At 42.0% G+C, this 13,390-nt stretch carries 12 protein-coding genes and 1 other RNA gene; 10 read left to right on the top strand and 3 right to left on the bottom strand.

Annotation, left to right across the window (positions count from 1 at the left end):
* Positions 1-8 precede the first annotated feature (8 nt).
* From rnr to GSF08_RS02635, 7 genes are all read left to right on the top strand, one after another.
* Complete coding sequence (gene rnr / locus GSF08_RS02605) at positions 9-2,252, top strand: ribonuclease R (protein ID WP_249805821.1); 2,244 nt, start codon at positions 9-11, stop codon at positions 2,250-2,252.
* The gene (locus GSF08_RS02610) at positions 2,158-3,282 is read left to right on the top strand and encodes a CapA family protein (protein WP_249805895.1); all 1,125 of its coding nucleotides are present in this window, start codon (positions 2,158-2,160) and stop codon (positions 3,280-3,282) included. Before rnr ends, GSF08_RS02610 begins: the two co-directional genes overlap by 95 nt.
* A 12-nt stretch (positions 3,283-3,294) precedes the next feature.
* Positions 3,295-3,744, top strand: coding sequence for an SsrA-binding protein SmpB (smpB, locus tag GSF08_RS02615; RefSeq protein WP_160624316.1), 450 nt, complete (start codon positions 3,295-3,297; stop codon positions 3,742-3,744).
* Positions 3,745-3,799: 55 nt separating this feature from the next.
* Positions 3,800-4,180, top strand: a transfer-messenger RNA (tmRNA) gene (gene ssrA / locus GSF08_RS02620).
* A 301-nt stretch (positions 4,181-4,481) separates the two neighbouring features.
* Entirely contained in the window at positions 4,482-5,825 is a 1,344-nt protein-coding gene (locus tag GSF08_RS02625; RefSeq protein WP_160624317.1) for an MATE family efflux transporter, read from the top strand.
* Between the two features lie 231 nt (positions 5,826-6,056).
* Entirely contained in the window at positions 6,057-6,386 is a 330-nt protein-coding gene (locus tag GSF08_RS02630; RefSeq protein WP_160624318.1) for a TfoX/Sxy family protein, read from the top strand.
* A gap of 233 nt (positions 6,387-6,619) precedes the next feature.
* Positions 6,620-6,823: a DUF378 domain-containing protein gene (locus tag GSF08_RS02635; protein WP_160624319.1), complete on the top strand. Its 204-nt coding sequence runs from the start codon at positions 6,620-6,622 to the stop codon at positions 6,821-6,823.
* A gap of 51 nt (positions 6,824-6,874) precedes the next feature.
* On the opposite strand, the gene GSF08_RS02640 is transcribed toward GSF08_RS02635, so the two are convergent.
* Entirely contained in the window at positions 6,875-7,699 is an 825-nt protein-coding gene (locus GSF08_RS02640; protein WP_160624320.1) for a prepilin-type N-terminal cleavage/methylation domain-containing protein, read from the bottom strand.
* A 182-nt stretch (positions 7,700-7,881) separates the two neighbouring features.
* Between GSF08_RS02640 and GSF08_RS02645 the strand changes: the two genes are divergently transcribed.
* From GSF08_RS02645 to GSF08_RS02655, 3 genes are all read left to right on the top strand, one after another.
* Positions 7,882-8,130, top strand: coding sequence for a hypothetical protein (locus tag GSF08_RS02645; protein ID WP_160624321.1), 249 nt, complete (start codon positions 7,882-7,884; stop codon positions 8,128-8,130).
* A gap of 207 nt (positions 8,131-8,337) precedes the next feature.
* Positions 8,338-9,480 (top strand): anaerobic ribonucleoside-triphosphate reductase activating protein, encoded by a 1,143-nt coding sequence (locus GSF08_RS02650; RefSeq protein ID WP_160624322.1) that lies wholly within the window; start codon positions 8,338-8,340, stop codon positions 9,478-9,480.
* 19 nt (positions 9,481-9,499) lie between these two features.
* Complete coding sequence (locus GSF08_RS02655) at positions 9,500-11,878, top strand: ribonucleoside triphosphate reductase (RefSeq protein ID WP_160624323.1); 2,379 nt, start codon at positions 9,500-9,502, stop codon at positions 11,876-11,878.
* A gap of 241 nt (positions 11,879-12,119) precedes the next feature.
* Here the strand turns inward: GSF08_RS02655 and GSF08_RS02660 are convergent, their stop codons facing one another.
* The gene (locus tag GSF08_RS02660) at positions 12,120-12,722 is read right to left on the bottom strand and encodes a hypothetical protein (RefSeq protein ID WP_160624324.1); all 603 of its coding nucleotides are present in this window, start codon (positions 12,720-12,722) and stop codon (positions 12,120-12,122) included.
* Between the two features lie 74 nt (positions 12,723-12,796).
* Positions 12,797-13,315: a transcription repressor NadR gene (locus GSF08_RS02665; protein WP_160624325.1), complete on the bottom strand. Its 519-nt coding sequence runs from the start codon at positions 13,313-13,315 to the stop codon at positions 12,797-12,799.
* Positions 13,316-13,390: the final 75 nt, after the last annotated feature.

The following is a 13,390-nucleotide window of genomic DNA, read 5'->3' on the forward strand; positions in this document are numbered from 1 at the left end:
AGGTAAATATGGATTATAAACAAGCAATCACAGAAACATTAAAAACAACAAAAAAAGGGTTAGATCGAACGACGCTGCAAAGTCGGCTCAGAATAGAAGATCAGACAGCTTTTACTGCGTTCATGAAGGATCTGAATGCGTTAGAAGCGGCGTGGATAATTTATCATGAGCCAAGTGATCGTTATATTCTGGCAGAATATGCAGGTCTGATCAAGGGCGTATTGAAGCTGAATGCAAAAGGCTTTGGTTTCGTGGAAAATGAAACACAGAGTATATATGTAAACCAAAATCATATTCATGATGCTTTGCAGGATGATACAGTCATGGCCAGAATGTGGCAAAACTTCGATGAATCACAGGAATGTGAAATTATTCATGTGCTTGAGCATGCGGTAACAACAATCGTAGGCACTGTGAAGATGAATGAGCGGGGAACGTATTTCCTGCCGGATGTCTATATGCATGATCGGAAAATTAAAATCACCAATTACGAAGATTTTAAATTGGTGAATGACAGTAAAGTGCTGGTACATATCGATTCCTACAGCAATGTTTTAAAAGCTTCCATTTTAAAAGTGCTGGGTCACAAATATGATCCGGGCATTGATATTTTGTCGGTTCTTTTGGCGCATAATATTGAGCCGGAATTTCCGAAAGCGGTTATGGATGAGGTTCAAAAAATACCGGATCGGGTAATGGAAGCAGACTTCAAAGGGCGCAGGGATCTTCGCGATCAGATTATCATAACGATTGACGGAGCGGATTCACGGGACCTGGATGATGCGGTCAGTGTAGAGAAGATCAAGGACGGCTATCGTCTTGGTGTGCATATTGCGGATGTATCGTATTACGTTTGTGAGGGCTCCGCGGTAAATGCGGAAGCGTTCGAGCGGGCCACCAGTGTTTATGTGGTTGACCGCGTTGTACCAATGCTGCCGCACAGCCTAAGCAATGGTATCTGTTCTTTGAATCCCAAGGTTGATCGGCTGACGATCAGCTGTATAATGGATATCAATAAGAGCGGAGAGGTTTTCAATTATGAAATTTTCCCATCGGTTATCCGAACTACCGAGCGTATGACGTATCGTGATGTAAATGGTATTTTGGCCGGTGATGAAAAACTGGTGAAGAAATATAGTCATATTTTGCCGCTGTGCATGAATATGGAAATCCTGTCAAAAGGAATCCGTAAGCGCCGGCATCAGCTGGGGGCGATTGATTTTGATACCAGAGAAGCGAAAATATTGGTCAATGAAAAGGGCAAGCCAACCGATGTTGTGGTTATGGAACGCGGAGAAGCGGAGCGGATCATCGAAGACTTTATGATCGCCGCCAATGAATGTGTCGCCCGCCATGTGAAATGGCTGGATACGCCATCTATTTATCGTGTGCATGAGGAACCGGACGCGAAAAAAATCCGTGACTTCGCGCAGATTGCAGCGGTTATGGGACACCCGTTCAAGGGTAAGGCACAGTCTGTGTATCCAAAGCAGATTCAGGAATTTTTAGAGGAAGCAAAGGATTCCGAGGATTATCCGGTGCTGTCAACGTATATGTTAAGAAGCATGCAAAAGGCGCGTTATGACGCATCCTGTTTGGGTCATTTCGGACTGGGACTTCAGGAATATACGCATTTCACATCCCCGATTCGCCGTTATCCGGATTTGATCGTTCACCGTATGCTCAGAAAATATTGTTTTGATCATGAAAGTGATGCTGTGAGGATGCGGCGCGATGAAGAATGGATCATTGACGCGGCGATCCATTGTTCAAAACAGGAGCGGGTTGCGATTGAAACGGAACGTGATGTTGATGATATGAAAAAGGCTGAATATATGGAACAGTTCATTGGAAAATGTTATGATGGTGTCATCAGTTCGGTGATGCGGTTCGGTATGTTTGTCGAATTGGATAATACGGTAGAAGGATTGATTCATATCTCCAATATGACGGATGATTATTATGAATATGATGAAGTAGGAAGAGCGTTGATCGCCCGCCGCTCCAAAAAACGCTATGTAATGGGACAAAAGGTTCGAGTCAAGGTATTGGATGCCTCACGATTTAAAAAGCAGGTAGATTTTATTCTGATGGAAAGGGGAAAGTCGCATGAGAAAAATGGGAAAACTGTTTCTGGTACTGCTTCTGGCAGGAACGCTGGGCGCATGTCAAAGCAAGGAAAAGGATACCGGGAAAAAGGATCCGACACCAAAAACGGAAGAAAAAAAACCGGACAAAGACGTAAGCGTTAGTTTTCTTGCGGTTGGAGATAATCTCATTCATAATTCCCTGTATTTAGATCCGACCTATAAGACAGAAAATGGCTGGGATTTTACAGCGATGTATGAAAATACCAATCCTTATACGCAGAATGTCGATATTGCTAATATTAATCAGGAAACGATTCTTGGTGGGCCGGAGCTGGAGCTAAGCAACTATCCGATGTTTAATGGCCCGCATGAAATAGCGGATGCAGTAGCGGCAGCTGGTTTTGACTGGGTTGTTCATGCCAGCAACCATTCCATGGATCGCGGTGAAGCGGGAATTGTTTCTGATCGTAATTATTGGGATAAGTTTCAAGATATCAAGGTAACCGGAATCAATCGTTCGCAGCAGGAAGCAGATACAGCGGTCATTTTAAAACGCAAGGGCATTAAGTTCGGACTTTTGAATTATACGTATGGTACCAATGGTATCGAATTGCCGGAGGGCAAGGAATATCTGGTAAATCTGATTGATAAAGAAAAGATGAAAAAAGATATTCAGAAGCTGAAAAAGCAGAGTGATGTCATTGTTGTTTCCATGCATTGGGGCGAGGAATACAGCTTTATTCCGAATGAAGAACAAGAGGAACTGGCACAGTTCTTAGCGGATCAGGGGGTACAGGTCATTATCGGTTCGCACCCGCATGTTATTCAGCCGATGGAATTTATTGAGGGTAAAAACGGGAATAAAACATTGGTGATCTATTCGTTGGGAAACTTTATCTCAGCTCAAATCGAGGATTATCAAATGCTTGGGGGAATGGCTCGCTGGAACATTGTGAAGCAGGCTAAGACCGGAAAATATGAGGTCACAGATGCGGAATTCTGGCCGACGGTAACCTTCTATCGTCATGATGGCAGCGGAAATATGGTCGGATTCAAGACCTACGCATTGAAGGACTACACGGATGATATCGCAGCTCAGCATGGGCTTGCCCCAGCCGTCAGCCGTCAATATTTTATCGATAAATCAAATGAAGTGCTGGGAACGATGGATCATATCAAAATTGTATATTAACAGGAGGTTGCGATGCGGAAAGTGATTGCACAAAATCGCAAGGCAAGTCATGACTATTATCTTGAGGAACGCTTTGAAGCAGGGCTTGTATTGATGGGCACTGAGATTAAATCAATTCGCGGCGGCCACGTTCAGCTCAAGGATTCTTATGTCAGCTTTATTGATAATGAAGCGTATATCAAGGAAATGCATATTTCTGCCTATGACCATGGAAATCGTTTTAATCACGATGAAACAAGAGAGCGAAAGCTGCTTCTTCATCGCGATGAGATCAAAAAGCTTCAGCAGAAAGTAAAACTGAAGGGCTATACGATCGTACCGACACAGATTTATCTGGATAAAGGTATGGCAAAAATGGAAATAGCTTTGGCAAAGGGCAAGGACTTGCATGATAAGCGAAATGTACAGAAAGAAAAGGATGCACAGCGGGAAATCGCTAAGGTATTAAAGAATCGCTATTAAAACAATTGTGTTTTAGATAGGATTGGGTATAATACTATTGGTATTTCCCAAACATGGGGGTGTACTGGTTTCGACAGGTTTGTGTCTGATATCGACTGCAGTCGAGCGGTTACGTAATAACCAACTAAATTTAATTGCTAAAAACAAATTTATGTCTATCTTCGGTGGAAACACTCAGGTAGCTTTCGCTGCTTAATAACCTAACATTTGGTTCGCAGCTGCAGATGATTGTTTAGCCTTTCGGCTTTCATTCTGTAACAGAAAGAAAGGATAAGGGGTTGCCGGGTCTCAACGGCAATTCACGAAAATCTACAGAGACACCTTAGCAGGTAAGTTTGTTCATCACTGACTGTTAAGTACTAAGATGAACTAAACTGTAGACGTCGATATGTGGGGCCACTTCTGGACAGGGGTTCGATTCCCCTCACCTCCACCAATAAAAAAAGCAAACCCTTTATTTAAAGGGTTTTTCTTATGTTTAAAGTGTGATTTATATTGTAATGGCGGAAAAATGGCGGAAAATTATTTATTGATCAATTTATTATCGTGAAGGTGATATGCGTTGTGTTATCTTATTGCTAATCATGAAAAAAGCAGACTATAGCCCTTTAAACAAAGAATACTTTTAAATTTTACCCGTCTCTCATATGTCGGTAATCTTATTCGGCAATCTTTTATTGTAGATGTAGACTGGGTCTGGTATCATTACTGTGTTGACGACAAAAGGGTGAAATAAATTGAATGTAAATCTGACAACGGGAAGCATCACCAAAAATTTGATAAGATTTGCACTGCCGCTCATGGTGGGAAATCTGCTTCAGCAATTTTATAATATCGCAGATACATTCATTGTCGGCAGATTCATCGGAGCTGATGCGTTGGCTGCGGTTGGTTCTTCCTATACTCTTATGGTCTTTTTGACTTCAATCATATTGGGATTGTGCATGGGAAGCGGTTCCTATTTTTCAATCCTATATGGAAGAAAGCATTTTGAACGTCTAAAAAATAGCTTTTTCTTGTCCTTTCTTTTGATCGGTGCCATTGCTCTGATAATAAACATCGTTGTTTATACAGGCCTGGATTTTATTCTGCATCTGCTTCAAATCCCTTCTGGAATATATGATATGATGCGGGGCTATCTCTTTTATGTTCTTATGGGTATATCCGCAACCTTTTTATATAATTATTTCTCGAACCTGTTGAGAGCGGTCGGAAATTCTTTTGTACCTTTAATTTTTCTGGCATTGTCCGCATTATTGAACATTGTTCTCGATCTTGTGTTTGTGCTGGTGTTTCATTGGGGCGTTAATGGAGCGGCGATTGCGACAATAGTATCGCAGTATGTTTCCGGTATTGGCATCATGATCTACTATTATTTTGGGTTCACAGAACTTCGTATTCAAAAATGCCACATGCATTGGGATTTTGCAGTTGTGAAAGAGATCAGCAGCTTCTCCTTTTTTACTTGTGTCCAGCAGTCCGTGATGAATCTGGGTATTCTTGCTGTGCAGGGATTGGTTAATAGCTTCGGTACAGTGATAATGGCTGCCTTTGCGGCAGCGGTAAAAATTGACTCCTTCGCCTATATGCCGGTTCAGGATTTCGGCAATGCTTTTTCCACCTTTGTTGCCCAGAACTATGGCGTCGGAAAAATTGACCGCATCCAGAAAGGGATTCGATCTTCTATCGTTTTAGTGATCGGTTTTTGTATGATTGTCAGTTTGGCTGTGTGTCTGCTTGCAGAACCGCTGATGAGTATTTTTATAGATCCGTCACATACGAGTGTCATAGCGGCAGGAGTGCAGTATCTGCGCATTGAGGCATCTTTCTATCTCGGCATCGGTATCCTGTTTATGTTTTACGGTTATTATCGTGCCGTAAGTAAACCAAAGCTGTCTGTGGTCTTAACCGTAATCTCCTTAGGAACAAGGGTACTGCTGGCTTATGTGCTTTCATCCATACCGCAGATTGGTGTATCCGGCATCTGGATTGCGGTGCCGATCGGATGGATCCTTGCCGATATCGCTGGCGCTGTATACTATCAAAAGTATCGACAAGAAATGCAGGAACAGATAGCTTAAAAGGGGCATTACGGTGAATAATTTTGGAAGTATTCAAACGAGGATTGCCGAACTGTCGCCATTGTGCTGATCAATCTGATCATGCACTAAGGCTGATCTTTCAAAGATATCTACAGTTTGAAAGCGATGTATGGTGGAAATCAGAAAATAAATATACATTGATTTACGGAAATAAAATTTAAGTAAGAATTATGGTATACTGGAATCAATAATCAGAAATGAGGGGTTTATATGGCAACGACACAGGACTTTATTGAATTTGTTTGTGATCAGATACGCGGCAGCGGAATGATACGCTATCGGAAAATGTTTGGTGAGTATATGGTATATGTGAACGATAAACCAATCCTGCTTGTCTGCGACAACACGGTTTATGTAAAACAGTTGGATGCTGTTTCTTCCCTCATGAAGCATGCAGATACAGCCGTTCCGTATGCTGGTGCGAAAGAACATTATATTCTGGATATCGAAAATCGGACACTGGCTGTTCAGATAGTTGAAATATTGGAGCCGATCACCGCTCTTCCCAAATCAAAAAGGAAATCTAATCAGCGCGTATGAAAAACAGCGTATAATCTATATGTCAATTATAGGAAAGCCGACTACGACTTTTTTATGGAATTTAAGATGTCCCTTCTTGATGATGAAGCATAGGAAAAGTTTAACTTATACGATCCTGCCCGATGGGTGTCTGCTGTAAACATACAGTATTAGAAAATATTGGAAAACAAAAGCGCAGACGATGTATAAATCATGCATTTTGGTACACACTATATGCAGTGGAGGTATGAAGTATGAAAACATTAAACTATATAGCGTTGTGTATTACCATTATCGGAGCGGTAAACTGGGGCCTGATCGGTTTATTTGATTTCAATCTGGTTGCTTTCCTGTTTGGAACAGGCTGGCTGGCGCGAATCATCTATATCGTAGTAGGAATCTGTGGTTTGTATCTCTTATCGTTCTTCTCAATGATCAGTAACGACCGCTCAATGTAGAGGCAGGTATAAAAAAGTCTTCGGCAAGGAAAGCTTGAAGGCTTTTTTTGTTTATTCGTTTTTCCAATCGACATTTCCTAGATCAAAAACCGGATATGTAACCGGATTTCCGTCTTTATCTTTTTCTGTTTTACTGACCACTGGTACGGTGGCTTTTTTTATGGTTGGCGCTTTGGAGAAATCAGAACTGTTACCGTAATCGTATTGAATCACTTCCACGGTTTTGCCAATACTATCCTTTGACAATTTTTCCATACTGATCGTAATCGTATTACTGCTGCCGCCGTATTTTTTGTAAATGCGGTAGCTGAAGCTGTCTGTATTGAATCCCCATGATTCAAACAGCTCTTTCAGTTCTTTTCCGGTATTGGGCCCTTCAGAATCAAGCCGCTCCGGATGACTGCCAAGTGAGAAGTACCGATTGATAACACTCAGAAAATCATCGCTCAGCAGGGTATCGCGTATCTGTTCAGAGCTGTGTCCTGATGGTGCCTTATCCAAAATCGTGAATTCTTTTTTCACATCATGATAGCTGACGTATTTTCCATTGATCTGAACGACAAAGTCACCGCAGCTTGTCCGGCTTTGATTTAAGGAGATTGAAATCAGCTTACCATCGATATTTGCTTTCTCCATGATTTCCTTATGAATATCAGAATCAGTTGGTAAGGATGCCAGTTTACCCCGTGCGTTCAATTTTGTTGCCTCAGCCTTGCCGGCAACCAGTACATTATGCGCTTCTGCGATGAGTTCTGATTCCCGCGCCTTATTCACATAACCGATCATCGATGGTATAGAAATTGCCGCCAGAATCGCTAGGATCAGCAGTACAACTATGATTTCCACTAATGTAAAGCCATTTTTCTTTTTGATCATGACGTACCTCTCTGTATCCTTATTATAGCGTATATTTTGTATGATGAAGAGAGAATTGAAGAATTGTAATGTTTTTTTTCGATTTTCTTGTAAACGAAGTGTGAATTTATGGGATTCTTTGCTTTTGGTTTCCTTTTTGTAAAAAAGGGTTATAATGAAAGATATAAGAAGGAGGAATGTCTGTGAAGAAATTTGTGAAAGCTGCGTTGGTAGCCGGAACCGCCGCTGCGGCCATTTCCGCTGTTTCTACCTACCGTCAGTACCATAAAATGAAGCTGATGGAAAAGAAGCTGGAAGAGCTTCCGCTCCATCGTTTAAAGAAAAGTATGGCAACGATTCATCGGGATGAAGAAAAGACGGTTATTGAAGTGCCAAAGGAAACTACATTCCTTGATCGGGTGAGAATGTCCGCACATATTTTAATTCCATAGCAGTAGTAAAAGGCAGATTCTGGAAAAAGGATATGCCTTTTATTTTGATAAATTGTAATAATTAATACAGTTTATTTAATAAATATTATAAAAGTAAATTTTGTCTATTTGTTCGTCAAAACTTTCCATACGATTCAGTTGAAAAGGATTATATGCTGTGCTATTATTATAATGGTTGAAAGGTCAACTAATTACAAGGAGGTAAGCATGGACAGCAGTAATACGATGATGATGAATAATTCCATTCTATATCGCTGTACGCAGAAGTATTTGGATAAGCAGCTGCTGGATACCCAGCTTGGCTCCGGTCAGTTGATCTATCTGATGCTGATTTATGAGAATGAAGGAATCAGCATGCAGACACTTGCGGTGATGGGGTGCTTTGACAAGGGAACGATTACCAAGGGAGTACAGAAGCTGGAGGAGCTTGGTTATGTTACTACCCGGGCAAGCCAGCAGGATAAGCGGGTTCGCTGTTTATATACAACGGAAAAGACTAAGGCAATTATCGGAAAGATATATTTGATGCGCAGAGAGTGGTGGGAACGCCTAACGAAGAATCTAACACAGCAGGAAAGTGAAGAATTTGACCGATTACAGGCAAAGATCGTAGAAAACGCTCGTCGGTATGAAGAGGATGATGAGGATACTGTGAAGCTGTTTGGACTTCAAAAGCTGACGTTGTTGGATTATCCGGGGAAGATGGCTTGTACGATTTTTACCGGTGGCTGTAATTATCGCTGTCCATTCTGCCATAATGCCGATTTGGTATTTCTTCCAGAAAATACAGCGGAGATTCCGCAGGAGGATGTGCTGAAGTTTTTAAAAAAACGACAGGGAATTTTAGAGGGTGTCTGTGTCAGCGGGGGTGAACCGCTGCTTCAGAAACACATTGATGGATTCTTACGAAAAATAAAGGAATTGGGTTATCCGGTGAAAATAGATACAAACGGCACCAATCCGAAACGGCTGAAGGAATTGATTGATGCCGGCTTGGTTGATTATGTGGCGATGGACATTAAAAATTCACCGGAGCGTTATGCGGAAACAATCGGTCTTAACACATATAATCTGGAACCGGTAAAAGAAAGTGTTCAGCTGCTGATGAACGGAAATATACCTTATGAATTTCGTACAACGGTGGTCAAAGAGCTTCATGATGAAGCTTCCATCAGGGCAATGGGAGAGTGGCTGAGAGGCGCTTCAGCACTGTATTTGCAGTCATATGTGGACAGTGAACGGGTGATTCGGCCAGGACTTCACGCTCATGAAAAAGAAACCATGAAACAGTTCCAAGAGTTATTGCGTTTATATATTCCAAATACGCAGGTGCGTGGGATAGAGATATAGAAAGGAAGAATGAATGACTATGTATAAGGTAATTAAAAGAGACGGGAAAACGCTGGATTTTGATATCACAAAAATTAGCAGCGCGATTACCAAGGCATTTGAAGCACAGGAGAAACAGTATCATCCAAGTATTATCGATATGCTCGCCCTGCGTGTAACAGCAGATTTCGAACCAAAGATCAAGGATGGCAAAATCGCCGTAGAGGATATTCAGGATTCGGTTGAATCGGTATTGATTCAAGCAGATTATGCGGATGTTGCGAAAGCGTATATCCTATACCGTAAACAGCGCGAAAAAGTAAGAAATATGAAGTCAACGATCCTGGACTATAAAGAACTGGTTGACAGCTATGTGAAGTCTATTGATTGGCGAGTAAAGGAAAATTCTACTGTAACATATTCTGTCGGTGGTTTAATTTTAAGCAACAGCGGTGCGATAACTGCTAACTACTGGCTGTCGGAGATCTATGATGAAGAAGTTGCGAATGCTCATCGCAACGGGGATATTCATATTCATGATCTTTCCATGCTGACAGGATATTGTGCCGGATGGTCACTGAAGCAGCTGATACAGGAGGGCTTGGGCGGTATCACCGGTAAAATTACTTCTAAGCCGGCCTCTCATCTGGCAACGCTTTGTAATCAGATGGTAAACTTCTTAGGCATAATGCAGAATGAATGGGCTGGCGCACAGGCATTCTCATCCTTTGATACGTATTTGGCTCCGTTCGTTAAGGTGGATAATCTGCCCTATGATCAGGTGAAAAAATGTGTAGAATCCTTCATTTACGGGGTGAATACACCGAGTCGCTGGGGCACGCAGGCGCCGTTTTCGAATATTACATTAGACTGGGTCGTTCCGAACGATTTGGGAGAATTAAATGCCATTGTCGGCGGTAAAGAGATGGATTTCCGTTATAAGGATTGTCAGAAAGAAATGGATATGGTAAACAAAGCCTTCATCGAAATTATGATCGAGGGTGATGCCAATGGACGCGGATTCCAATATCCGATTCCGACATATTCCATTACCAAAGATTTCGATTGGTCAGATAATGAAAATAATCGGCTGCTGTTTGAAATGACAGCGAAATACGGTACACCTTATTTCTCTAATTATGTAAACAGTGATATGGAGCCGAGTGATGTACGCAGCATGTGCTGCCGACTGCGTTTAGACCTGCGGGAACTGCGCCGTAAATCCGGTGGTTTCTTTGGCAGCGGTGAAAGCACGGGATCTGTTGGTGTCGTTACCATCAATATGCCGCGCATTGCTTATTTGGCGAAAAATGAACAGGATTTCTATAATCGTCTCGATCGCTTGATGGATGTATCTGCACGTTCCCTGAAGGTAAAGCGAACGATTATCACAAAACTGCTGAATGAAGGATTGTATCCTTATACAAAGCGGTATTTAGGTACCTTTGATAACCACTTCTCTACGATCGGGCTGATCGGTATGAATGAAGTAGGACTGAATGCCAACTGGCTGGGAAAAGATCTGACCCATAAAGAAACTCAGGAATTTGCAAAAGCAGTCTTAAATCATATGCGTGAACGTTTGGTGATCTATCAGGAGGAATACGGCGATCTGTATAATCTGGAAGCAACACCGGCAGAATCTACGACGTATCGTTTTGCTAAGCATGATGTAGAGCAGTATCCGGATATCATTACCGCAACGGAGAATGGGAATACACCGTACTATACAAACAGTTCTCATCTTCCAGTGGGCTTTACTGAGGATATCTTTGATGCTTTGGATGTACAGGATGAACTGCAAACACTGTATACCTCAGGTACAGTATTCCATGCCTTTTTAGGTGAGAAGCTGCCGACCTGGGACGCTGCCGCATCCTTGGTTCGTAAGATTGCCAGCAATTACAAGCTGCCTTACTATACACTGTCACCTACCTATTCTATTTGTAAGAATCACGGCTATCTGGCGGGTGAACAGTATACGTGTCCGCATTGCGGAGAAGTAACTGAAGTGTATAGTCGTATTACCGGTTACTATCGTCCGGTTCAGAACTGGAATGCCGGAAAATCTCAAGAGTTTAAAGAGCGTAAGGTTTATGACATCGGACATTCCATCCTAAAAGGAAAGGGTGCTCTTACCGATTGTGAAAGCGCACCTGAAGAAACCGTAAATGCGCAGCGCGGGGACAAGATACTTTTGTTTAAGACGAAAACATGTCCTAACTGTAAGATCGCAGAGAAGCTGCTGAGTGATGCGGGCATTGAATACCAGACCATAGATGCTCAGGAAAATGAAGAGCTGACTCGGCAGTATGATGTTATGCAGGCGCCGACCCTAGTTGTATTGAATGATGAGAATGTATCAAAATTCAGTAATGCTTCCAATATCCGAAAATATATTGATGAAGCAGGAAAATAAAAAAACGGGAGATTTCCCGTTTTTATATGCAATTTCTGTAAGTCTGAATCCTGGATATCAATGTAAACGGCTGATTTAAAAATTTAATTCAGCAACGTATATGCTTTTACACCGATTTATATCGGTATATACGGAAATTTGTAGCTTCTGAAAATCTATCCGATTATGAACATTGCTTTGGTAAAAGTGTTTTATATTGTTTTTTCAAATTTATTATCTATGCTTATTTCAACCTCATTTATCAAATGGTCTCCGCTGCTGACTGATGACGGAAACTCCACTTCACTTTCTTTACGACAGCGCTGTCGGCAATTGATCGTACCGCTAGCAGGTAATTCCAAACAGCCAGTGATAAGATAAAGTCTACACAGCTATGTATGACGGTACCGACTCCGGTAAGTATCAGCACCTGATACAAAAAGGCATTGCTTGGCAGTGATCCGTTGATATAAAATGGCAGTACGGCAATCACCTCACCAACCGCATGAAGCAAACTAATGATAAGAACAAAGGCAAGACTGTGCCATAAGCTTGTGAATACGTCCGGATGCTTACGCAAATACCAGGCTCCGGCTACAGCAAATATAAGCTGAGAACCTGCTCTGGCTACGACCGTGATGGGAAATCCACCAAAAAAGAAGCCGATGGTAGTACCAGCCGCAACTGCCGCGGCACTAAACGGTGATATGAACATCGCTATGATAATGGCTACATGAGATGCCAGGGTAAAGCTGGCAGGTTCAATGACAATTCTTATCGGGGAAAACATCGGAATGATAATCCCTATGGCAATCAATAAGGCTGAGAGTACCATTCGCTGTATACGCGCATGCATTTGTTTCATTCTTGTCCCTCCTATGTGTCATGACACATGTCTTTACTATTATAGTGAGGGTCCTAGGATCTGTCAAATATATATTATTGTTGATGATCGTAGAGATATCCTTTGCTTTGAAGCGCAGCCAAAATCGTTTTGCGTACCGATTCATGTTCACAGGTAATGCGATGCAGATGAATCCCTTCAGTTAAAGAGGACAGCAGCTGAATATGATTTGCTTCAATCTGTTTCATGAAATCATCGACATCATTTCGGGAATGCAGATTAAGCTGCCCGCACAGCTGTCCATAAACAGGATGCTCTACGATGACATCCAAAACTGTACCTCCCGCATCGACGATGGCATATAATTCATCACGGGTATCTTTCGGCTGATGGACACACGCAATGGTGAAGCTGCAGGCTGTTGCGATGGATTGAATCAGATAGCCGCGGGGGGTTGCGAAAATCTCATGTCCGGCGGCTCTGAGCAGGGCGATATCACCGACAATAATTTGGCGGCTGACATGATATTGTTGGGCCAAAGCGGTTGCGGAAATTGGTTTTGAACTGGATGTAATTGTCTTTAAAATATGAACTCTGCGTAACGTACCTTCCATAAGCAGCTACCTCCTTATGTCTTTTATTATATCGATTCTATGTGTTATAAGCAAAATTTTTTGTATGTCAGGTAA

This window comes from Copranaerobaculum intestinale (assembly GCF_009831105.1).
Taxonomy (GTDB): domain Bacteria; phylum Bacillota_I; class Bacilli_A; order Erysipelotrichales; family Erysipelotrichaceae; genus Copranaerobaculum; species Copranaerobaculum intestinale.